Below are 22767 nucleotides of genomic sequence, written 5' to 3'. Positions count from 1 at the left end.
CTACGCCGGCTTCACGCTCAATCCCGCCCGGGCCAGCCGAGGCGGGTCCTCGAAATTGCGGAACGCGTCGCCATCGGCACGCAGCAGCAACGCGTCAACGGCGGCACGGTCCTGTCCTTCCAGGGATTGGTAATAATCCCGCGCCCGTTGCAGCATCCACAAACTGTAGGGACGGATGATCCGTTTTCCCCGCTGTCCGTTCAGCGTGAACTCGTGAAAGCCGATGGCGCGCGGCAGCGGCTTGACGGGATTGTCCGCCATCCATTCGCGCACGCGCCGGGACGAATCGGCAAGCACCGGCATCTGCTCGCTGAACATGCGCTTCAATACCGGGATCAGGGAATCGAGCACCACGTCATCATCAAGAAACGCGCCCGCCAGCGGCTCGGGGTTCTGCATCCGTTCGACCCATTGCGCCACGAGCGGCGCGCGCTCGCGCATATGCCTGCCGGTCCAGGGATCCCTGTACTGATGCGCATACAGCGGACCGATGAGGCCGATGTCGCCGATGCTGGGGCGATCGCCGAACAGGAATGGATGGTTCTCGAAATGGCCGGACAGCTCCGCCAGCAGACGTTCATAAGATGACTCGATTGCAGCATGCATATGCGGCTCGGCGCCGAGAAGCACCGCCGCGTTCGCGAACGGTTCCGCGCGCTTCGACCCAATCGCAAACTGCTCATCAGGCGAAGCGTCCGGGGCGCTCAGCTCGCCGAACGCCCGCATCGCCCACTCCCTGTTGTGGTGCCAGCGGTAATGCATTGCGGGGATGACCAGCCACTCATCGCCGTACACTTCGAGCAGCAATGCGGCCAGCCGCTGACGCGGGGTGGCTGGGTAGATCGACGGACCAGGGTGGCGGCGTTCGAGCTCGTCGATGATATCGGTACTGTCCTGCAGGCAGTCATCTTCCGGCGTCAGCACCACGGGAATGACCGGAAAGCCGACGCGCGGAAGGATGATTTCCTTGAACACGCGCGCGTCCGACAGGATCTCCTCGAAAGGCAGGTTCTTCCAGCGCAAATAGGAACGAACCTTCCCGGTGAAATAACTGATTTCCGATCCGTATAACTTGTAAGTGCCCTGCATCTCGTCTCCTTATGTACCGGCACGATGCTATCAGAAGGATTGCAGGCAAGCCGGGGCGGTGAAAGTGCGTTCAGCATGTCATTGCCGGGATTTCGACCAGGCGGATGGTCCGTTCTTCCGATCGCCGGCGGACGTCGGAAGGCTACGTGCGCTTGCTACTGCGGCAGATAGAAAAATTTCTTTCGAGCCAGTTGCAGATCCGGTCGCGGCCCTCCGGGCGATACATGATCCAGGCACGGCGGGGCCTCAAATAAATTTGTGGACGGCGTACACAACCTCCACTACTATATGTGTGCAGTGTACACAAACATGCCGGATATCCTGTTGTGCATTGAACGCCGGCATTGATCGGCATCCTGCACAAAAGGGTGATTCAGACTACTAGTCAAGGTGAGGAGACCAATATGCAAGTGCAACCGTATCTGTCATTTGAAGGGCGTTGCGAAGAGGCAATCACGTTTTATGTGAATGCGCTGGGGGCCGAAGTCGACATGCTCATGCGTTTCAGCGATAACCCGGATTTCCAGGGGAAACGCGAAGAAATTGCGCAGGCATGCATGATTCCTCCCGGTTGCGAAGACAAGGTGATGCATGCCAGCTTCCGCATCGGCGATACGACGGTCATGGCCTCCGACGGACGCTGCGCCGGACAGCCGGCGTTCCAGGGATTCTCCTTGTCGATCACCGTACCGAGCGATGCAAAGGCCGACGACGTTTTCGCGACACTGGCAGAAGGCGGCCAGGTACAGATGCCGTTGCAGCAGACCTTTTTCTCGCCCCGATTCGGCATGGTCGCCGACAGATTCGGCATCAGCTGGATGGTCGTGGTCGCATCCTGAGCGCCGGCATGCTTGTCGTCATCAATCCGCGTATCCGGCGCTGATGCCCGGCACACCGGCCCAGTCGCCTTAACAAACTTCAAGGAGTGAACATCATGGAATACATCGATGGTTTTGTCGTTGCCGTACCTACCGCAAATCGTGACATCTACAAGCAGCATGCTGAAAGAGCCGCAGTCGTATTCAAGGAATACGGCGCGTTGAGACTGGTCGAATGCTGGGGTGATGATGTACCGGAAGGCAAAGTGACGTCCTTTCCCATGGCGGTGCAGCGCAAGCCGGACGAGACAGTCGTCTTTTCGTGGATCTCCTGGCCGTCGAAGGAAGTCCGTGACGAAGGGATGAAAAAGGTGATGGAAGATCCGAGATTGCAGTCGGACACCAACCCGATGCCGTTCGACGGCAAGCGGATGATCTACGGCGGATTCCAGATGATCGTCGACGCCTGATCGCCGTTTCATGTGAACAAGTTGCCCGGAAGGTGCGGTCGCATCATCCGGGGCAGCAGACATGTGCGTCAAAGGCCGTCGCATCGGAAACACTGATGGCGAACGCGGAAAGCAAACAAGTCGGGGAGGCAGAATCAGATGAACTGTGGTTCGTCCCGATGTCGGCAGGATAGGGGCGTGCACCGGTTTGCGATCCGGAGCTTGACGGTGCAAGCCGCATCCCGCGCTTATGCGGCTCGGTGTGCGAACAATCGTTCGAACTGATCCGGCGGCAAAGGCTGCGAGAAAAGGTAGCCCTGCCCATAGTCGCAACCGGCCTGCTTGAGCCAGTCAAGCTGTTCCTGGGTTTCGATGCCTTCGGCGATGACTTTCAATCCGAGCTTGTGCGCCATGACGATGATGGTTTCGGCGATAGTCCTCGAGATCGTGTCTGCGGTGGAGCCGGCGACGAACGACTGGTCGATCTTCAGATAATCGACATCGAACTTTTTCAGGTAAGCCATCGATGAGTAGCCGGTACCGAAATCATCAATGGCCACCTGGATGCCGGAGTCGCGCATCGAGAGCAATCTCTCTTCCGTGGTCGTAGATGTGTTGAACAGCAGGTTTTCAGTAATTTCAACCGATATGCTGTTCCAGGCGATGCCGAGGTTGCGCAGGTGCGTGCCCCAGTTCATGGTGTTTTTCTGTGGCATGAACTGGATCGGCGACTTATTGATGCTGACCTGGAACAGTTTTCCGGCCTGCTCGGTCCATCGCTTCGACCAATTGGCCGCCTCGATGAACACCCAATTGCCGATGTCATTGATCAAGCCGCTTTCTTCGGCGAGACCGATGAACTCGGACGGCGGCAACATGCCTTTTTGCGGATGCTGCCAGCGCAGCAGCGCTTCACTCTTCGATATGTGGCCGGTGCGCAATTCCACGATGGGCTGAAAATACACCTGCAGCTGGTTCTTCGGCAGCGCCTCGCGCAACTCCGCAATCATCGAGATGCGGTGCCGCGCTTTCTCCTGCATCGAGCGCGTGAAGAAGCAGAACTGATTTCTTCCGGCATTCTTCGCGACATACATCGCCTGGTCCGCGTTTCGGACCAGGTCTTCCGGATATGCGCCGTCGTCAGGATGCATGGTGATACCGATACTGCCGGAGACATGAATACGTTCCTGGCCAAGGTCGAATGGCCGCGCCAGTACGTTCAGAATCTTCTGTGCGATGAATTCGACATGGGCCCGGCCGTCAAGGTCGGTCAGGATCACGGTAAATTCATCCCCGCCCAGGCGCGCAACCGTATCGACGGCACGGACACAGGAACGGATACGCTTCGCGCATTCGCGCAGCAGGCTGTCGCCCGCAGCATGGCCGAGCAGGTCGTTGACTTCCTTGAACCGGTCCAGATCGAGAAACATCAATGCGATCGGCTTGCCGGTCCGGCGGGAAATCTGCACTTCATGCTCGAGCCGGTCACGGAACAGGCTCCTGTTGGGCAGGCTGGTCAGCGAATCGAAATTGGCGCGCCGCAAGGTTTCCTGTTCCGACGATATGTCGATGGTCGTACCCACCATGCGGGTCGCTCGCCCTGATCCGTCGCGGTGAATGACGGCGCCCCTTGCCAGCAGCCATTTCCAGCTGCCGTTCTTGCAGCGCACGCGATATTCGCAGGAAAGAAACGGAATGCGTCCTTGCACACACGCCATCGTTTGATCCCGGGTACGTTCCTGATCTTCGGGATGCGTGATTGAAAACCAGTCTTCCAGCGAGTCGCCGATCTCGTTGGCGTCATATCCGAGCATGGCTCTTCCACGGGCCGAAAGCGAGAACGTCTGCCTGGCGATGTTCCAGTCCCAGACGCCGTCTCCGGCCGCTTCGAGCGCGAGATGAAATCGGTCTTCGCTGCTGCGAAGTTCATCCCGCACGAGAATCTCCTTCGTCACGTCGTAACCGAACGCGAGTATGCCCGCGACCGCACCCTCATCGTTAAAGATGGGCCGATACACGAAGTTGACGTAAGCCTCGATGCAGGCGGCACCGGGCGAAGGCTGGAGCTTGATTTTGTGCGCCCGACCCACATAGGATTGGCCGGTGGCGTACACCTGGTCGAGCAATCGGACAAGCTCATAATTTCCGCCTACAGACGATATGTCCCGTGCCGACATGCCGACGACAGGCCGGTGGCATACGATCTGGTAGCAGGGCTTGTTGACGAGTTCGACGATATGGGTTGGTCCACGGGTGACGCACAGGAAACCGGGAGCATGGTCAAACACTTCCTGCAGCGAAATCAGTGTTTTCGGCCGGGCGTCATTGCTTCCGGTCTTATCGGTCGTATTCGAAAACACATCGAAAACTGACTGCCCCGTAATCTCGTCGCGCCGGAGCGACCATTCCGCCAGAAAGGTGCTGGTCGCATCAATGACCGATAAGTCATTTGCGAGAACCAGAAATGATTTTGCCGAACGGCCGAACTCGAAAAAATCGTCAACGACCTGAGTCATGGTTCACCCTGTTGCCGCGTATTGATCAAAAGCAGTGTTCGAGAAACACGAACGCATCCATATTTGGTGCAACAGGGTTCCTATAGTTCATTTTGTAACGATAAGTATTTGGTGGCGACAATTAAATTCGAATGGCGGCGAATCCGGTAACGGATGAACAAACCGTCTTTGGATTGGAGAAGCGATTACGCATCACAGATCTTCGGGACCGATACTGTTCCTGCCGTTGTGGCTTCCGGTCAATTGAGAGGTGGCGGCTCGGACGGCGCGGATGTCGTGACGATGTCCGCAACGACGTCAAAGGACCTCATTGATCAGATAAAACATGTTGTCCTTCATCTTGTGCCATGTGCTGCGCCTGGTCCATTTCGCGAGTTCGATTTCCCTCGCATGCGGCATGTACTTCTCGAACACGGCATCCAGTCTGCGTGCAGTTGCGGCATCCTTGATGCCAAGGGTGATTTCATCGTTGGTATCGAAAGACCGGTCGTCGAAATTGCTTGATCCGACCGCGCTCCATACGCCGTCGATCGTCATGATCTTTTGATGCAGCAACGTATGCGGGTATTCGAACAGGCGTACCCCGCAACGCAGCAATTTTTCGAAATTGCGATGCCCGGCGTGCTGCACCATCGGGTTGTCGGATCCGCTGGTCGACGGCATCAGCACACGCACATCGACGCCGCGGGAGACGGCGTCACCGAAGGCGTCGATCGCTTCCGGTTCCGGGATGAAATAGGGATTCTGGATCCAGATACGCTTGCGGGCGAGGCAGATGGCGGTGTGATGCAGAATTTTCACGGCGGGAGCGGAGCTCTCCGGCTTGACGAATGCCGCATGAATCTGCACGTCACCCGCCGGTTCAAGCGCAGGAAAGACATCGTCGCCGACGAACAGATCGCCGGTTTGCCCCACCCAGTTTTCGCTGAAGGCAGCCTGCACGCTGTTCACGATCGGACCTTGCAGCCGCAGGCTGACGTCGGCGAAGTGATCGTTGTCCTGCGCATCGCCAAGCCATGTATCGACGATGCAGTGACCGCCGACAAAAGCCTCGCGGCCATCGATGACGACGAGCTTTCGATGGTCGCGGTCATTCAATACGCCGATGTTGCGGAATTTCTTGTCATGGAAAAAAACAACCTTGCACCCGGCGTCCTCCATCTGCTGACGAGCAGCCTTACCGAGCTTTTTGCAGCCGGTGGCGTCCAGCAGTACACGTACCTGCTTGCCTGCGCGGGCGCGTTCTGACAGTGCATCGGCCAACCGCTGCCCGAGGACGCCTTCCTTCCACAGAAACGTCTCGAAATGCACCGATCGTTGCGCCAGGCTGATCCGTTCAAAAAGAGCATCGAAGAATGCGCCGTTCTCGAACACTTCGACGGCGTTGCCCGCCACGGCCGTACCGAGCGTCAGGCCGGCGAGGGAGGGCATGAGGTCATCGATGGGCGTGCTGCACTCGATACGCAGTTTGGGTGCGCGATGGCGCCGGACCGACCAAAGAACGACAAGCAGAAACAGCGCGATGCCAAACAACGCAATGATCAGAAAGTAGGACAGCTCGTTCCACATTGGATGACCCATCGGTTCGCTGTCCCGGAGAAGGAACGGCGGCATTGCACACGCGGCCGCCCGGGTTGGGCGCCGGGAACGAAATCAGGCGGGATGCCTGTCCTGTTCCAGGAAACTAGCGGCGGATTCCGGACAATCATTGTCGAAATATTAATTGATTTGGAGTTGGAACATATTGTGGCGGCGCAAGCCTGCTTGACCGCACCGGCGACGCATACGCTGGAGGCCTGAAGAATGAATGGGAGACTTGAAGGACGCGAAAGCCAGGCCTGCATGCAACACAGTCGGCAATGGAAGCCGGCTGTCGGCCGGAAGCACCTCGTAGCGCTAGCCGGCCAATGATTGTTCCGGCTCGCCGGCTCCCTCGCTTTTTCCGCTTGACTCTCCCGCAACGGGAGGGTTTAGCATGCTGGAAACTTCAGGGGTTGCCATGTTTTTGAAAATCGGCCAGCTTGCCAGGCGTACCGGCGTCACGATACGTGCATTGCGGCATTACGACGAGATCGGTCTGCTTTCTCCTTCAACGCGGTCGGAGGGAGGGTTCCGGCTCTACGATCAGGAGGACGTCGGGAAGCTATACCGCATACAGGCGCTTTGCCGCCTCAACCTTACGCTTGCGGAAATCCATCAAATCCTCAGCGTCGGTGGCGCAAGCTTTCCGGACGTGGTGGACAAACAGGTTGCCTTTCTTGATCACCAGATCAGTCATGCCGTTGCCCTGCGTGATCGCCTCACCGGCTTGCAAGCGCGGCTGAAGCAGTCCGGCAACCTGGCCATGGACGATTGGCTCGGTGTGCTGGAGCAGATGTCCGCCGTCTCCAGGTACTTCAATGACGAAGAACGCCATGCGCTGGCGAAGCAGCGTACAGCTGTTGAAGCGGGGTACGACGAGGAGAAGGCGCGTTTGAGCGAAGCCTTGCAGCAGCTCATGGCACGAGGAGTAACGGCCGACAGCGACGAGGCACAGGACCTCGGCTACCGCTGGATCGCGCTGCTGATGAAGGAAGTCGGTGGCGATGAAGGCTTGCTGATGAAGTATTACGCCATGCAATGGAATGAGGAGTCGCTGCAACGGATATCCGGAATCGACCAGGTGCGAATGAACTACATTTCACACGCGATGGCCTATCGCCGCCTGGCAATCTACGCCAGGTATTGCACCGGCGAGGAGATCGCGCATCTCCGTCCCCACTATATCCGGACCACCACATCATGGCCGCCGCTCATTGCCGCCATCCGTGGCCATATGGCCAGGGGCACCGAACCGAACGATCCGGAGTTGCAGCGCCTGGCAGGGGAGTGGACGAGGTTGTCGAACGAAAAGGTGGGGGGTGACGAGACGCTGGCGGCAAAGCTTCAGCACGCTTTTTCCCGTGAGCCGGAATTGCGGTTCGGTTCGGGCATGGATCCGCCATTTCTCGCCTACCTGGAAAAAGCATTGCAGGTGCAGCACCGGAATCCGACCAACAACAAGACCAGGGCATCACCATGACTTTCGAATCGCATTTTTTGGCAGGGAACTTCGCGCCGGTCCGTCGCGAACAGGAGATCGCCGGGCTTCGTGTCATCGGCACACTGCCGGAAGCGATGAACGGCACACTGTACCGTGTCGGGCCGAATCCGCAGTTCGACCCGCGCGACGAGTTCTACCACTGGTTCGCCGGCGACGGCATGGTGCACGCGTTTTCCTTCGATCGCGGTCGGGTCGCATACAAGAACCGCTGGATGCGCACCTCGAAGTGGCAGCTCGAGAACGACGCGGGCAAGGCGCTTTTCGGCACCTTCGGCAATCCCGCCACCAGCGACCCGGCGGTGATCGGTCTCAGTACCGGGACCGCCAACACGAATGTTGTTTTCCACGGCGGCCGCTTGTTCGCACTGGAGGAATCCCATCAACCGTTCGAGTTCGACCCGCTGACCCTGGCATCGAAGGGATATCAAAGCTTCGGCGGAATGATCGCATCGCGCTTCACCGCCCATCCCAAACCGGATCCGGATACGGGTGAACTGCACTTCTTCGCCTATTCGGCAGGCGGGCCGGGCACGACGACGATGCATTATGGAATATTGGACAGGGAATGCCGGGTAGCCAGGCTGGAGACCTTCGAGGCGCCGTATGCCGGCATGGTGCACGACTTCGTGGCGACCACCGGGCATGTGCTCTTTCCCGTCATGCCGTTGACGTCGAGCATGGACAGGGCCATGCGCGGCAAGCCCTTGTTCGCCTGGGAGTCCGACCGTGTCGCGCATATCGGCGTCTTGCCCAAGGGCGCCGATATCACCGCAATGCGCTGGCTGGAGATGGATGCCTGCCATGTGTTCCATTTCATGAACGCATGGGAAGCGGACGGCAGGATCACCGTTCATGCCATGGAGGCGGAAATGGCGCCCGGCATGCCTTACGCCGACGGCCGGCCGGGCGAGCCTGCGAAGTCGGCCGCGAGATTGTCCCGCTGGACAATCGATCTGGCCAGCGACTCGGGCAAGGTCGAACGGTCGATCATCGATGATGTCCCGGCGGAATTCCCCAGGATTGATGAACGCCATGCGGGCCGCTGCAACCGTTACGGATGGTATCTCTGCCATGCCGATGGAAACATGAGGAACGACATGGAGAATCCCTTGTACGGCACGTTGACATGCCATGACTTCGGAAACCGGCGCATGCAGCGCTTCAGCCTGCCGGACGGCGATGTGCTGTCCGAGCCGGTATTCGTGGCGCGTCATGCCGGGGCCGATGAAGGCGATGGCTGGATAGTGATAACTGCATGGCGACAGGCCGAGCAGCGCAGTGACGTTCTGGTGTTCAATGCAACCGATATTTCAGGCGGGCCGATTGCCGCGGTTCAGCTTCCATGCCGGATTCCTTTCGGTTTTCATGGAGCATGGATTCCGGCGTAGTCATGGACCAGGTCCTCTCGACGGGGCTATCCGGCGCGCCTGACCATCGGTGCGGTGTCGACGTCGCCGGCCCCGGCCCCGGCCCCGCAAGGAAGATGCGTCACTTCTTCTGCGGATCGTGGCCCCAGTTCATGAGCGAGTAGCGCCAGTCGCTCGTGGCCGGATCGTTCTTGCTTGGTCCCTGCGCGGAATGACGGTGAATATATCCGACGACCTTGCGCATGTGCGCCAGGTCGTCTTCGCTGAGATCATCGGCCCGCCGCTGCAGCAGCTCGATGATGCGCCGGCCGGACTGGTGTCCTACCGATTCACCATCGCCATGCTTCTGGCCCACGCGTTTCGAATCATCGCTGTCGAGCCATTTTTCCATCTGGGCGGGCGTCATGTTCACCGCCTGCTTGAACTCGGCAATCGTCTGCCTCGTATTGCTATCGTCGCTTGTGCTCTTGCTCATGAGGCCTGTCCTTCTCGATTCTCCATCGGGTATCGGAATGGCGCGAAGCTTAGGTGAGCCGAGCCGGGCGCCAGGTTTTTGACTTGGAGCGTCCAACAAAATGCCTCTGGCTGCGTTGCGTCGCCTTGTCCTCGCAGTACTGCCTGCGTCGACGCGCCCTGCCAGAGAGCGCGAAGCCGGCGCTTCGCTCATTCTGTTAAACGCTTTTAGACAGACATGCGCAAAAACGTTTCCTCTTTCATCGAAAGCGCCGTCGGGAATCATTTTCCGGGTTGAACATCGCTCGAAGGAGCGCCGAGTTCCTGCTACACGGCATGGGCAACGAAGCGAGCGGCTCACGGCGGCCGGCGATGCCGCTCCGCCGATGTGAAAACGGGATGCACATCTACCGAACCACAAGTGATTTTGGGCAATACTATTGCGTACCTTAAAGGTTTGCGTGCATCATGGTTGTGCCCGCCGGCATGACGACATCGAAGGCTTTTCCTGTTCCACGCCGGTGCAACGCCAATCAGTACCTATGCCCAAAAAGACCCTAACAGTCGCGGCCGCAAAAAGGCAGGCCGCCTCATCCGAACCGGACCCGCGCCGCGACCGGCGTACCGAGCTGCTCCAGCATGCGCTGGAATGCCTGTCGACCAAGGGGTATGCGCAAACTACCTTGCGGGATATCGCCAGCGAGTCCGGCATGTCGCTCGGCCGGCTTTACTACTACTTCGAAAGCAAGGAAGACCTGATCACAATGGTTGTCTGCCACTACAAGGAGCAATTCATGGTGAGCATGCTGTCATCCTTCAACGGTACCGAGACTGTCGAGGAAATGCTGGCGCAGGTCATCGACGAATACATCCGGACCATACAGACGTCCGCGCGCACCCATCGCCTCTGGTACGACATACGGATGCAGGCGATGTTCGATGAAAAATTCCGCGCGGTCGTCAATCCGATCCAGGATGGAATGCGCGCCTTCTTTCCCGCCCTGATCAAGAAAATAAGTGCCCTGCTCGGCAACGCAACCCTGCCCGGCGTCGATCCCGAATTCCTGTATCTGATGACGGACGCGCTTTTCTTCCGCGCATTGCAGGACGATGTCACCAGCAACAAGGTCGCCTGCAAACGCTTCCGGACATCGCTGGAGGAATTGTTCGATTCGACATTGCTCAGGGCCGCACGGGAGGCGAGGGCGGCACAGGAATCGACAAGCGTTCGTCCGTCATCAAGGCGCCGCCGGAAGGCCTGATCAAGAACCAGGAGGAATACGACCATGCCCGCCGAACCGGTCATCAGCACTTCGTCACGCTATGACCGCCAGTCGGCCAGCCTTCACTGGGCCATGGCCGTCCTGCTTGTCGCGCAGCTTGCCCTGGGGTGGTGGATGATCGGTCTGCGAAAGAGTCCGCCACGTTTGTTAGGTCCATCACGCCAGTTCATGGCTTCTCGCCATGCTGGTTGCAGTACCTATCGCGGCGGTTGTGTTGCATGTCATGCGCGGGGAAAGCGTCTTGTATCGCATGTTGCCTCACGATACAAGCCGCATGCCGCCGCGCTGAGCTGAGCGTGGCGCGGGTTTTGCCGCATTCCGTGGCCGTCGTTATCCATGCCGGACAGTTGCAATCGCGTCCTGATTGTCCGAGCGCCGGCGGCCGTGTCGGACAGATGCCATCCGCCGGATGCACATCAACGTTTGCAATAAGACACCTGCGTTGAATGCCAGTCGCGTGCTGCGCCGAGACGGTTTGCTTGTCATCGACACATGAAACGCCATAACGACAATCCGATATGCATGCAATACAGGCAAGTAAGGTACATGCTGACCGTGGAATTCCGCACGCGCTTCATTGCCATGCAGGATAATAGTCGCTTCGACTTGCTCACTCCATCCGCACCACTTTTCAAATCACTATGCTAATCGGATATTTTGACCGTCCGCTGGTGCTGGTATCCGTGCTCGTTGCCATCCTGGCCTCCTTCACAGCGCTTAGCATGGCCGGGCGCGTCGCAAGCAACAGCGGTGCATCCGAGCGCTCCTGGATTGCTGGCGGCGCCTTTGCAATGAGCATCGGCATCTGGTCCATGCACTTCGTCGGCATGCTGGCTTTTCGCCTTCCCATCCCGGTCGGATATGACCCCTGGATCACGACCTTGTCGTGGCTGCTTGCGTTCGGCGCATCCTGGCTTGCGCTGTGGCAGGTGAGCCAGCCCAACCTCGCCTTTCGCAGCCTCGTCGTCGCGGCGGTACTGATGGGAATCGGCATCAACGCCATGCACTACACCGGCATGGCAGCCATGCGCATGCAACCCGGGATCCAATACGATGTCGCCCTGTTCATCCTGTCGGTCGCAATTGCCATTCTGGCCTCGGGGGCGGCGCTATGGATCGCCTTCCGGCTGCGGGACGGCGGGCGGCATGTGTGGATCGCCAGGGCCATGGGCGCGGTGGTCATGGGGATCGCCATTGCCGGCATGCACTACACCGGCATGGCGGCTGCGGCGTTCCCGGAGAACAGCATCTGCATGGCGGCGAGCAACGGCTTCGGCACGGATGGACTGGCGATCAGCACCATCGTCGCCACGGTGTCCGTGCTGGTCGTCGCGCTGTTAACCTCTGTGTATGATTCGAAACTGACGGCACGCACGCAGACACTCGCCTTGTCGCAAGCCATTTCGGAAGAGCGCCAGGTGCTGCTTTCGCGTGAACGTGCCGCGCGGGCGCAGGCCGAGAAGATGAGTGCAATGAAGGATGAGTTTCTCGCAACGCTGTCCCACGAATTGCGCACGCCGCTCAGTTCCATTCTCGGCTGGACGCAACTGCTGCGCCTCAAGGCCCACGACAAGGCCACGTTGGAAAAGGGGTTGGAGACGATTGAGCGGAATGCCCGCGCCCAGGCGCAGCTGATCTCCGACCTGCTCGACATGAGCCGCATCATATCCGGCAAGGTAAGAATGGAGATGCAACCGATTGCCCTCCAGTCGGTCGTCGATGCCGCGATTGCAACCATCACGCCGACGGCGCAGACCAAGAATATCGTGCTCGAATCGCAAGGCGATGCAGACATCGGCCTTATTGCAGGCGATGCGGAGCGCCTGCAGCAGGTGATGTGGAATCTGTTGTCGAATGCCGTCAAATTCACCAGTGCCGGAGGGAAGGTACAGGTCGTATCCAGGAAGATGGATGGCTATGCGAGCGTAACCGTTTCCGACACCGGAATCGGCATCAGCCCGGAATTCCTGCCGTTCGTGTTCGATCGTTTTCGGCAGGCTGATTCATCGACCACCCGGCGGTATGGCGGACTGGGGCTCGGTCTTTCGATTGTCATGCAACTGGTCGAGCTGCACGGCGGAACGATTCGCGCCGAAAGTGACGGCGAAGGCAAGGGCGCCCGCTTCGTCATGCAGCTTCCCCTTGTGCAGTTGGCGCATTCCGCCGGCGACGAGCCGGGCGCGCATTCACCGGACATCGGGCGCAACAAGGCGTATGACCTGTCCGGGATCGCAGCGCTGGTGGTGGATGACGATCCGGACGCACTCGACCTGGTCCAGAGCCTCCTGCGGGAATGCGGTGCCGAAGTGACCCCCGCCAGATCGGCGGAAGAAGCACTCCGGCATATCGCAAGCCACCGTCCGGACGTCGTTGTCAGCGACATCGGCATGCCGGGCGAGGATGGCTATGGATTTCTGCGGCGGTTGCGGGCGCTTGAGCAGGGGAGCGGAAGAAGGGTGCCGGCAATCGCCCTGTCGGCGTTCACCCGCCTCGCCGATCGGGAACAGGCATTGTCGGCGGGATTCGATATGTATTTGTCCAAGCCGTTCGAGCCGGCCGACCTGGTGGGAAGCATCCGGCGTGTCGTCGCGCTGGCGCCGGACTCGCGCGTCCCTACCTGACGGCATTATCGCGCGACGCCGCGATACGACCCGGTCGCCAGGTGCAGGTCGATTACCCGCGGCGGGTTGGATCTGCCCTGGGCCGGACAATTTGCCGATGGCGGAACACCAGGCTGCCACATTCCAAAGGCCGCAGCGACTTTCCGGTCCAACGGTATCGATGAAGTAGTGATGTCCACGTCCAGGAATGCTGGCGGTAAAGTGCAGATCGGTTAAACTTCACCGTCCGATTGGCAGCTTCTTCAACACCCCTTTTCCGAATTCTTATGCGCGCTGCTGGAACCTGGCATCTCCGTCAATTGCTGCTTCTGCTTGCGGCGATCGCCTTGTTGCCTGTCATGCTGGCCAGCGGATGGGCGGTCCGGAGTGCGATGGAGCAGCAGCGACTGGAAGTTGAACGCTCTGCGCTGGACCTGTCCCGCGCCCTTGCAACTTCCGTCGGAACCGAACTCGAGTCGACGATTGCTTCGCTGCGCATCCTCTCGCGATCGCAGGCACTGGTGGAGGATGATTTTTCCGCTTTCTACGAGGCTGCGCTGCGCGTGCAGCAGACATATCCGGCATGGCAATCGGTGATCCTATCGAACGCCGAGGGTCGCTTATTGTTCAACACGGCGCTCCCCTTTGGTGACGACTCGGTCCGCGTGATCGATATCGACAGCCTGCGCAAATTCCTGGAGAGCGGCCGTCCTGTCGTGGGAAGCGCGCTTGTTGGCCCGCTGGGGAACTTTGCCTTCCCCGTGCGCGTCCCCGTCCATCGCGACTCGGCATTGGCTTACGTACTGAGCGCGGCGGTCGCGCCGGAGCGCATCCTCGACATCCTGCTACAGCAGAAAGTCCCTGACAATTGGGTCGTCGCAGTGTTCGACGCATCGGGGAAACGGGTGGCCCGGACAAAAGACCATGCCAACAATACGCCGTCTCCCTCGCTCGCAAACCTGCTTTCAAGGGGCGGAGCCGAGGGTGTCGGGATAACCACCACATTGGAGGGCACGGAGTCGGTAACCGCGTTTTCCCGTGTTCCCGGTCATAGCTGGACCGTGGCCGTCGGGATCCCGACGGCCGTGACCGGCACAGCGTTTTTTCGTGGAGCCCTGCTGTACTTTGCCGGCGTCCTGGCGTCGCTGGCCGCCTGGATATTTGCGGCCTCCTGGCTGTCCCGCCGGATTGCCGGCTCCGTGGATCAGCTGCGGCAGCGGGCGGTAAGGCTGGTGCGCGCCGGTGAGGTGCTTGCGCCGGCGCGCGGTCGGATTCACGAGATCAACGAAGCCGACGATGCGCTGGTTCTTCTGTCCCGGGAGCGGGCCGACGTGGAGGCCGAGCGGGAACGACTGCTTGCATCGCTGAACGCAGCGCTCGACGCCTCGCGGGTAGCGCTGTCGCAAGCCGAGGAAGCCGGGCGCGCCAAGGACAACTTCCTTGCCATGCTCGGCCATGAAATGCGCAATCCGCTCGCGCCCATCGTATCCGCGCTCGATCTGCTGGATCTGCGCGGCGATGAACGCACCCGCCCGGAAAGGGCGATCCTGCGTCGCCAGGTCAATCATCTGCATCGTCTCGTCGACGACCTGCTGGATGTTTCCCGTATCGTGCAAGGCAAGTTGCAGATCTGCAGGGAACAGGTGGACCTGAGGCAGGTGGGACTCAGGGCGCAAGAATCCGTACGCCATGCCGCGGAAACGTGCGGTGCGCACCTGGCACTCGACCTGGGTGATGTGCCGCTATTCGTCCACGGCGACCCGGGACGGCTGGAGCAGGTGGTGACCAATCTATTATCTAATGCGATACGTTTCGCCGCGGGCGGAACGATACGGCTGCAGGTCGCGTTCGATGGCGACGATGCGCTCCTCGTTGTTGAGGATGATGGGGCCGGGATGGATGCGGCGACCCTGGAAAAGGTATTTCAGCCCTTTTTCCAGGCGCCGCAGTCGCTTGCACGCTCACAGGGAGGGCTTGGCCTGGGCTTGACCATTGTTAAAACCATCGTTGAGTTGCATGACGGCCGCATACAAGTGAGCAGCGGTGGGCCAGGCATGGGAAGCCGCTTCGAGATTCGCCTGCCGCAGGCATCGATGGACCAGGCGCCGGCGCACGAGCGGATAACAACGGCGGGAGAAGGGGGCCGTCGCGTGCTGGTCGTGGACGACAACGTCGACGCTGCCGAGCTTCTTGCCTCGGGTCTCAGGGCGACAGGACACGAGGTCCAGACTGCCTATACTGGGCGCAGCGCACTCGCACTGATGTGGTCATTCGCCCCCGACGTGGCGATACTGGATATCGGCATGCCGGAAATCGACGGGTATCAACTTGCCCGCGCAATTCGTGACCAGAATACCGGCTGGACCGGCCAATTGATCGCGTTGAGCGGTTATGGCCAGGTCCAGGATAAGGAGCAGGCTCTTGCCGCCGGCTTCGATCACCATATAACCAAGCCGGTACGGCTCATCGAGCTGAACAGAATTATCGGCAAGGCGTTCAAGGCCTGACGGTCGGTGCACCAAATTGACGCTTTTTCACAACGTTCATCGAATGTGCTTCATATCATTCGCTGTCTAATACGCCAACACTCATGGTGGTATCCCAGCCATGCAGTGTCGCCGGTCGTTCCGCCCGCCTGTGCAAACGTTTGATTGAATCCTGAAAACGCCCGCAAGCAGACGTTCCCTATACAACGCCTGAGTCCGCGAACGTATCCCTGGATAAACGCAGGCGATGTGCAAAGTGCAATCTCGACGATTCCTTTTCCATTCATCGGCCGATGCTGATCGTCTTGTCGAGGCCTGTCGGTACGCGTTGTTCAATACAACACGGTTCACAGGCTTGAAAACACCCCTCCGGAAGCGTGAATGCGAAAACGTCTGTTCATCTGATCGTCACTTGAATACCGTGTTCTGCCGCCGTCGAGCGTAATATTGTTGCTGTAGGGAAATTCCTACGGTATTCAGATTCTGCTTGGTGTTTCTCGACAGGGATCAATCATGGTTAACAACATAAGTGCGGGTGCCGATTCAGGTACCGACGCCGAGGTGCTGTCCTTCACGCTCGGCAAGGAGGAGTATGGAATCAGCATCCAGAAGGTGCAGGAAATCAGGGGATACGACACCGTCACACGTATCGCCAATGCACCGGAGTATGTCAAGGGCGTCATCAACCTGCGGGGAATCATCGTGCCCGTGGTTGACATGCGAATCAAATTCAACCTTGGCACACCGACCTACGACGAGTTCACCGTCGTCGTCATTCTCAACATCGGCCATCGCGTCATCGGGATGGTGGTCGACAGCGTATCCGACGTCGTCACGCTCGGCGCCGAACAGATCAAGCCAGCTCCGGACATGGGGTCGGTGGTCGATACGGACTTTCTTCTGGGTCTCGGCACCATCGGTGACCGCATGCTCATCCTGCTGGATATAGACCGATTCATGTCAAGCGATGAGATCGGCCTGATCAGCAAGATGGCAGCGTAATCACCTTCCACGACTTTGCAGGCTTCTGCTTGTCCCGGCTTCGCATTAAATTAAAAAATTAACTACATAACGGTGAGATAAGAATGTTTCAAAACATGAAGGTGGGATCTAAGCTGATTCTCGGCTTTTTGAGTGTCGCGGTGCTGGGCGCCATCGTCGCTGCAATCGGCATATACAACATGGGCCGCATCAGCGACCTCGCAGATCAGATGTACGAGACGGAACTGATGGGGCTTTCCTATATCAAGGAAGCAAACATCAACCTGATCTACGTCGGCCGCGCCCGCGGAAATGTTCTCCTGTCAACCACGACGGACGAGCGGGAAACCAATAAGGCGAACGTAAGGAAGTACCTGGATGCCGTGAAAGAAAACCTTGATAAAGCACGACCGCTCTTCGTCACGGAAAAGGCAAAGGAAATCTTTGCGAAGTATGCGCAAGTGTCCGAAGTGTATGAACGGGAAATGTGGAACAGCCTGAAGCTTGCAGACAATGAAAAACTCCAGGAGCGCAGTGCTGAACTAGCCAAGGCACTCGTCGATACACGCAATCACGCCAATGTCCTTGACGATTTGCTCACCGACCTGACAAAGCTGAAAGAACAAAGGGCGAAAGCCGCGTCCGAAGCGGGGACTGACACCTACCGTTCAAGTGTGACCCTGATGGGCATCCTCGTTCTTTGCAGCATGGTGACCGGCATCGCCCTGGGAGCACTGATCACACGAAACCTGACGAAACAGCTGGGCGGCGAACCCGACTATGCAGCGGACATCGCGAAGCAGATTGCCGCGGGCGACCTGAGCGTAGCCGTCAATACGAAAACAGGCGACCAGTCGAGCATGCTGTTTGCCATGAGGCAGATGCGCGACAGCCTTGCCGCCATCGTCGGGCAGGTGCGTGCAGGCACAGATACGATTGCAACCGCGTCCGGGCAGATCGCCAGCGGCAATGCCGACCTTTCTTCGCGTACCGAAGAGCAGGCAAGTTCCCTTGAAGAGACCGCCTCCTCAATGGAGGAACTGACCTCCACCGTGAAGCAGAACGCGGACAACGCACGCCAGGCCAACCAGCTGGCCGTGTCCGCCTCCGAAGTGGCCAGCAAAGGCGGCGCCGTGGTATCCCAGGTGGTTGATACGATGGGCGCCATCAACGATTCATCGAAAAAGATCGCTGACATTATTGGTGTCATCGACGGCATCGCCTTTCAGACAAATATCCTGGCATTGAATGCGGCGGTGGAAGCGGCGCGTGCCGGCGAGCAGGGAAGAGGATTCGCGGTGGTGGCCTCGGAGGTACGCAACCTGGCGCAAAGGTCAGCGGCGGCGGCAAAGGAAATCAAGTCACTGATCGGCGATTCGGTCGAGAAGGTCGATGCCGGCGGCAAACTCGTGAATCAGGCGGGCGCGACCATGCACGAGATCGTGGAGAGCGTGAAGCGGGTTACCGACATCATGGCCGAGATCATGGCGGCCAGCGATGAGCAGACGGCGGGAATCGAGCAGATCAACCAGGCGATCACCCAGATGGACCAGGTGACGCAGCAGAATGCGGCACTGGTGGAAGAGGCCGCCGCCGCATCGGAAGCCATGCAGGAGCAGGCGGGCAAGCTGGCGCAGGTGGTCAGTGTGTTCAAGCTCGATGTTGTGCAAAGCGATACGCGCACCAGTTCACCACCGGCAACCAGGCGCAAGGCCATGATTGCACCCATGGCGGTGGAGACGGCAAGGAAGCGGTCGGCACCGGCGGTTCCCGCTCCCCGTCAGAAGCAGATTGACACCACAAGGGCAAGTGAGGATTGGGAAGAGTTCTAAGTGTCGAGGTGATTGCCGGGAGAACGGGTCGTCAACAGTCGATCCGCCCCGCCACACATTCTTATACCCGTTCCCCAGCCGGGATTTTCATGGTCGGGGGATTGGTTGTCATTGCGTTCAGCAGGCAGCTCACTTTTCATCGTGGCCGGTTGATGGCCGTCGACCGTCAATGAAATGCCGGGCAAGGTTCCTGTGGCGTCATAGTCACGGTCGGGCTTATGCCCCTGTACTGCTTGCACCTATAATCGCTCACAGCATTCACCGACATAATGAAATTTGATGTTGAAACCAATCAAGGTACTTACCGCCGCCGTTCCTGAAGCGTTGCCTGTCCTCGGAGAAGCGTATCCTGCGCCCGAGTTCGAATACACCCCGGCGCTGACTCTTGCCGAAGCGATCACTCTGCTGGAGCAGCCCTACGATCTGATCGCATGCAGCGTGCATTTCAATGATGGCCAGTTCTATGATTTCCTGCGGATCGTGAAACTTCATCCGATAGCCAGGGACGCGCCTTTCCTGGTGCACTTTACGGGTATGGAAAGCAAGCACCACTACGTCGCGCAAAGCGTGGAGATCGCATCAAAGGCGTTGGGAGCGTCCGAGGTCATACCGATCTATCAGTGGCGCGCCGAACTTGGCAATGAAGCCGCTTTCAGGAAGTACAGGGAAGTCATGCGCAAGTGGGTAGGGCGGTAGACCCTCCTGTCGCGGGTTCGCCGCCGTTATGCCATCTCCCTGTTGCTCAGGCATCATCGTGCGATATCTGTGAATTCGTGGATATCGGTTGTATTTTTACAAGCCCGCCCGCGGTCATCGCTGTCAATACTGCGATGGAATTTTAACGACGCGGGTTTGCCGAGCGACACGTCGATATGTCGATGCGAACGTGCAACATTCTTGCCGCGCGCATCGGCATGGCAATCCGGCGATTTCAATTCTCCCGGATTGCCACGTCGAATGACGTCAAGGATGTCATCACGCCATCGACTGCATTTTTCCGATCAGCTTGTCGAGCGTGATCGGGTAGTCGCGTACCCGGACGCCGGTGGCGTTGTAGACCGCATTGGCCACGGCCGCAGCGATTCCGCAGATCCCGAGTTCGCCGACGCCCTTGGCCTTCATCGGCGACGAAATCGGGTCGGTTTCATCCAGAAAGATCACTTCCTGGTGCGGAATGTCGGCATGCACCGGAACCTCATACAAGGCAAGGTCGTGGTTGACGAAGAAGCCGTGGCGCGTGTCGACCGCCAGTTCTTCCATCAGCGCGGCGCCCACGCCCATCGTCATGGCGCCGATCACCTGGCTGCGGGCGGTTTTCGGATTGAGGATGCGTCCCGCCGCGCACACGGCGAGCATGCGTCGTACGCGGGTCTCGCCCGTGGCCGCATCGACGCCGACTTCGACGAAATGCGCGCCGAAGGTCGACTGCTGGTAACGCTTGTCGAGGTCGCCGAATTCAATCATGTCCTCCGCCACGAGTCCGCGGCTGCCCGCCAAGTCGGCGAGCGGAATGCTGGTCTGGCCGGAGCGGATCTGTCCATCCGCGAAAACGGCATCGGTGGCGTTCAAGCCCGCCTTCTGCGCAACGGCCTCGCGCAGCTTCATGCAGGCGGCATACACGCCGGATGTCGAGCTGTTGCCGCCCCATTGCCCACCCGAGCCGCACGACGCCGGAAAGCTTGAGTCGCCGAGGCGCACATTGACCTTGTTCAGCGGCACACCCATCATTTCGGCGGCCGTCTGGGCGATGATCGTATAGCTGCCGGTGCCGATGTCCGTCATGTCGGTTTCGACGGTGACATTGCCGTTGCGGTCCAGGCGCACCCTTGCCGCCGACTTGGTCACCAGGTTGTCGCGGAAGGCGGATGCCACCCCCATGCCGATGAGCCACCGTCCGTCACGCACCTGGCCCGGTTTCGGATTGCGTTTATCCCAGCCGAACTGTTTGGCGCCGACCTGGAAGCACTGCACCAGTTGCCGCTTCGAGAACGGCGGCGTCGAATTCTGCTTTTCCTTCTGTTCCGGCTTCTTGGATTGCGGATCGCTCGAGGCAGGCTTGCCCGGAAAATCGGGAACCACCTGGGTGTCGTTCCTGATGCGGAACTCGATCGGGTCCATCGCCAGTTTTTCCGCCATCTCGTCCATCGCGATTTCCAGTACCGCGAGGCCGGGCGCCTCGTTCGGTGCGCGCATCGCATTTGCTTCCGGCAGGTCCAGCGTGGCAAGCCGATTCGATGTGATGCGGTTGGCGCCGGCATACAGCGCCCGTGTCTGGACCGCGCCTGCTTCAAGTCCGCCGCCCGGCAGATTGCCGGACCAGCTTTCATGGCCGATCGCGGTGATCTGGCCATCCCTGGTGGCGCCGATCCGGAGGCGCTGGATGGTTGCGGAGCGATGAACCGTGTTGTTGGGAATCAGGGCGCGCTGCAGGGCGACCTTCACCGGACGTCGGGCCGCGCGCGCGGCGAGCGCCGCCATCAATGCATCGGAACGCAGGAAAAGCTTCGCGCCGAAGCCGCCGCCGATATACGGCGACATGACCCGGATCTTCTCCTTCGGCATGCCAAGCGTCTTTGCCATGTCGCTTACCGCCCAGGCGATCATCTGATTGGAGGTCCACAGCGTAAGCCGGTCACCGTCCCATGCGGCCACCGTCGCATGCGGTTCAAGCATCGAGTGTGATTCGTGCGCGGTCGAGTAGGTTGCATCCAGCTGAACGGGCGCTGCCGGAAAGGCGGCGGTGAAGTTGCCGACGGATGTTTCTCCGGCGGCATTGAAGACATCCGCCGAGACCGCCTTGTCTTTCACCGCATCCAGATCGAACGATCCCTTTGCAGCGGAATAGTTGACGCGTATGAGCATGGCAGCAGCGCGCGCCTGCTCGAACGTCTCGGCGACAACGACTGCAACGGCCTGGTGATAGTGCTGAATTTCAGGACCGCCCAGCAGCTTCGCCGTATTCAGGTCGCCTTTCGCCAGCTTGCCGGCATTCTGCGCGGTGACGATGGTGATCACCCCCGGCGCGGCTTTCGCGGCAGCCAGGTCCATTCCGGCGATGCGGCCCTTGGCGATTGCGGAGCCCAGCACATATCCGTACGCCTGGTTCGGAACCACGTCGTATCGGTCGTACGCGTAGGGCGCGGTGCCGGTCGTCTTGAGTGGCCCGTCGATGCGGTCAACGGGTTGGCCGACGACCTTGAGCTGGTCGATGGGATTGGTGGTGGCGGGACTATCGAATTTCATGAATCACCTCTTTGCGTCGGCAAGGACGGCCGCAAGCGTGCGCTCCACCAGCGGAACCTTGAATGCGTTGTCGTGCGTGGTCCGTGCATCTGCGAGCAGCGCGGCCGCGACCGCATTGCCCGAGCGCGGCATTTCCCGCTCGGCTGCTTCGATACGCCACGGCTTATGCGCCACACCGCCCAGCGCCACTCTGCCGGTGCCGTCGCGCTGAACGATGGCGGCGACGGACACGAGCGCGAACGCATAGGAAGCGCGATCCCTTACCTTCCTGTACACCTGGGTGCCGCCGACCGGGCGGGGAAGCGTGACTGCGGTAATCAGTTCACCTGGTTCGAGGGTGTTCTCGATATGCGGCGTTTTCCCTGGCAATTTGTGAAAGTCCGCAATCGGAATGGTGCGCGTCGATCCGTTGGGGCGCACGGTCTCGACCGTCGCATCGAGGACGCGCATCGCGACGGCCATGTCGCTCGGATGGGTGGCGATGCAGGCGTCGCTCGTGCCGACGACGGCGTGGTGCCGGCTGTAGCCGCCGATGGCGCCGCAGCCGCTGCCGGGCCGCCGCTTGTTG

The 22767-nt window shown here is 59.6% G+C and carries 17 protein-coding genes; 11 read left to right on the top strand and 6 right to left on the bottom strand.

Going from position 1 to position 22767, the window contains the following annotated elements:
* Positions 1–1089: a glutathione S-transferase family protein gene (locus V7080_RS01455; protein WP_334186616.1), complete on the bottom strand. Its 1089-nt coding sequence runs from the start codon at positions 1087–1089 to the stop codon at positions 1–3.
* Between the two features lie 404 nt (positions 1090–1493).
* On the opposite strand from V7080_RS01455, the gene V7080_RS01450 reads away from it, so the two are divergent.
* Together V7080_RS01450 and V7080_RS01445 are read left to right on the top strand one after the other, a co-directional pair.
* Positions 1494–1928 carry a VOC family protein gene (locus V7080_RS01450; protein ID WP_334186615.1) on the top strand — a complete coding sequence of 145 codons (435 nt, stop codon included), beginning with the start codon at positions 1494–1496 and terminating at the stop codon, positions 1926–1928.
* A 95-nt stretch (positions 1929–2023) separates the two neighbouring features.
* Positions 2024–2377, top strand: coding sequence for a DUF1428 domain-containing protein (locus tag V7080_RS01445; protein WP_334186614.1), 354 nt, complete (start codon positions 2024–2026; stop codon positions 2375–2377).
* 227 nt (positions 2378–2604) lie between these two features.
* Here the strand turns inward: V7080_RS01445 and V7080_RS01440 are convergent, their stop codons facing one another.
* Both V7080_RS01440 and V7080_RS01435 read right to left on the bottom strand, forming a co-directional pair.
* Positions 2605–4872, bottom strand: a complete 2268-nt coding sequence (locus V7080_RS01440) for a putative bifunctional diguanylate cyclase/phosphodiesterase (RefSeq protein WP_334186613.1) — start codon at positions 4870–4872, stop codon at positions 2605–2607.
* Between the two features lie 297 nt (positions 4873–5169).
* Positions 5170–6453: a phospholipase D-like domain-containing protein gene (locus V7080_RS01435; protein WP_334186612.1), complete on the bottom strand. Its 1284-nt coding sequence runs from the start codon at positions 6451–6453 to the stop codon at positions 5170–5172.
* A 394-nt stretch (positions 6454–6847) separates the two neighbouring features.
* Here V7080_RS01435 and V7080_RS01430 point away from each other — a divergent pair, with 394 nt between their 5' ends.
* On the top strand, positions 6848–7933 hold the full coding sequence (locus tag V7080_RS01430; RefSeq protein WP_334186611.1) for a MerR family transcriptional regulator: 1086 nt from the start codon (positions 6848–6850) through the stop codon (positions 7931–7933).
* Positions 7930–9342 (top strand): carotenoid oxygenase family protein, encoded by a 1413-nt coding sequence (locus V7080_RS01425; protein ID WP_334186610.1) that lies wholly within the window; start codon positions 7930–7932, stop codon positions 9340–9342. Before V7080_RS01430 ends, V7080_RS01425 begins: the two co-directional genes overlap by 4 nt.
* A 100-nt stretch (positions 9343–9442) precedes the next feature.
* On the opposite strand, the gene V7080_RS01420 is transcribed toward V7080_RS01425, so the two are convergent.
* Positions 9443–9796, bottom strand: coding sequence for a DUF3140 domain-containing protein (locus V7080_RS01420; RefSeq protein ID WP_334186609.1), 354 nt, complete (start codon positions 9794–9796; stop codon positions 9443–9445).
* Positions 9797–10316: 520 nt separating this feature from the next.
* Here V7080_RS01420 and V7080_RS01415 point away from each other — a divergent pair.
* The 7 genes from V7080_RS01415 to V7080_RS01385 all read left to right on the top strand — a co-directional run bounded on the left by V7080_RS01415 (position 10317) and on the right by V7080_RS01385 (position 19652).
* Positions 10317–11036: a TetR/AcrR family transcriptional regulator gene (locus V7080_RS01415; RefSeq protein WP_334186608.1), complete on the top strand. Its 720-nt coding sequence runs from the start codon at positions 10317–10319 to the stop codon at positions 11034–11036.
* Positions 11037–11060: 24 nt separating this feature from the next.
* Entirely contained in the window at positions 11061–11351 is a 291-nt protein-coding gene (locus V7080_RS01410; RefSeq protein ID WP_334186607.1) for a hypothetical protein, read from the top strand.
* Between the two features lie 347 nt (positions 11352–11698).
* Positions 11699–13678, top strand: coding sequence for an MHYT domain-containing protein (locus V7080_RS01405; protein ID WP_334186606.1), 1980 nt, complete (start codon positions 11699–11701; stop codon positions 13676–13678).
* Between the two features lie 299 nt (positions 13679–13977).
* Entirely contained in the window at positions 13978–16164 is a 2187-nt protein-coding gene (locus V7080_RS01400) for a hybrid sensor histidine kinase/response regulator (RefSeq protein WP_334186605.1), read from the top strand.
* A 492-nt stretch (positions 16165–16656) separates the two neighbouring features.
* On the top strand, positions 16657–17145 hold the full coding sequence (locus V7080_RS01395) for a chemotaxis protein CheW (protein WP_334186604.1): 489 nt from the start codon (positions 16657–16659) through the stop codon (positions 17143–17145).
* A gap of 83 nt (positions 17146–17228) precedes the next feature.
* Entirely contained in the window at positions 17229–18956 is a 1728-nt protein-coding gene (locus tag V7080_RS01390; RefSeq protein WP_334186603.1) for a methyl-accepting chemotaxis protein, read from the top strand.
* Positions 18957–19235: 279 nt separating this feature from the next.
* Positions 19236–19652, top strand: coding sequence for a hypothetical protein (locus V7080_RS01385; protein WP_334186602.1), 417 nt, complete (start codon positions 19236–19238; stop codon positions 19650–19652).
* Positions 19653–19931: 279 nt separating this feature from the next.
* Here the strand turns inward: V7080_RS01385 and paoC are convergent, their stop codons facing one another.
* Positions 19932–22199 carry an aldehyde oxidoreductase molybdenum-binding subunit PaoC gene (gene paoC, locus V7080_RS01380; protein ID WP_334186601.1) on the bottom strand — a complete coding sequence of 756 codons (2268 nt, stop codon included), beginning with the start codon at positions 22197–22199 and terminating at the stop codon, positions 19932–19934.
* Between the two features lie 3 nt (positions 22200–22202).
* Positions 22203–22767 (bottom strand): FAD binding domain-containing protein (locus V7080_RS01375; RefSeq protein WP_334186600.1); only part of this gene is annotated, 565 nt, incomplete at its 5' end.

Origin of the sequence: Noviherbaspirillum sp. (assembly GCF_036846085.1) — a bacterium.
In the GTDB taxonomy this organism is placed as follows: domain Bacteria; phylum Pseudomonadota; class Gammaproteobacteria; order Burkholderiales; family Burkholderiaceae_D; genus Noviherbaspirillum.
Note: the sequence above shows the minus strand (reverse complement) of the source record. Positions and strands in the feature narration are given on the sequence as shown.

Excerpts from the sequence above, each read along its gene's own strand:
- V7080_RS01445 (WP_334186614.1), top strand. The coding sequence starts at position 2,024 with ATGGAATACATCGATGGTTTTGTCGTTGCCGTACCTACCGCAAATCGT.
- V7080_RS01410 (WP_334186607.1), top strand. The coding sequence starts at position 11,061 with ATGCCCGCCGAACCGGTCATCAGCACTTCGTCACGCTATGACCGCCAG.
- V7080_RS01385 (WP_334186602.1), top strand. The coding sequence starts at position 19,236 with ATGTTGAAACCAATCAAGGTACTTACCGCCGCCGTTCCTGAAGCGTTG.
- V7080_RS01405 (WP_334186606.1), top strand. The coding sequence starts at position 11,699 with ATGCTAATCGGATATTTTGACCGTCCGCTGGTGCTGGTATCCGTGCTC.
- V7080_RS01390 (WP_334186603.1), top strand. The coding sequence starts at position 17,229 with ATGTTTCAAAACATGAAGGTGGGATCTAAGCTGATTCTCGGCTTTTTG.
- V7080_RS01425 (WP_334186610.1), top strand. The coding sequence starts at position 7,930 with ATGACTTTCGAATCGCATTTTTTGGCAGGGAACTTCGCGCCGGTCCGT.
- V7080_RS01450 (WP_334186615.1), top strand. The coding sequence starts at position 1,494 with ATGCAAGTGCAACCGTATCTGTCATTTGAAGGGCGTTGCGAAGAGGCA.
- V7080_RS01435 (WP_334186612.1), bottom strand. The coding sequence starts at position 6,453 with ATGGGTCATCCAATGTGGAACGAGCTGTCCTACTTTCTGATCATTGCG.
- V7080_RS01415 (WP_334186608.1), top strand. The coding sequence starts at position 10,317 with ATGCCCAAAAAGACCCTAACAGTCGCGGCCGCAAAAAGGCAGGCCGCC.
- paoC (WP_334186601.1), bottom strand. The coding sequence starts at position 22,199 with ATGAAATTCGATAGTCCCGCCACCACCAATCCCATCGACCAGCTCAAG.
- V7080_RS01430 (WP_334186611.1), top strand. The coding sequence starts at position 6,848 with ATGCTGGAAACTTCAGGGGTTGCCATGTTTTTGAAAATCGGCCAGCTT.
- V7080_RS01455 (WP_334186616.1), bottom strand. The coding sequence starts at position 1,089 with ATGCAGGGCACTTACAAGTTATACGGATCGGAAATCAGTTATTTCACC.
- V7080_RS01395 (WP_334186604.1), top strand. The coding sequence starts at position 16,657 with ATGGTTAACAACATAAGTGCGGGTGCCGATTCAGGTACCGACGCCGAG.
- V7080_RS01440 (WP_334186613.1), bottom strand. The coding sequence starts at position 4,872 with ATGACTCAGGTCGTTGACGATTTTTTCGAGTTCGGCCGTTCGGCAAAA.
- V7080_RS01420 (WP_334186609.1), bottom strand. The coding sequence starts at position 9,796 with ATGAGCAAGAGCACAAGCGACGATAGCAATACGAGGCAGACGATTGCC.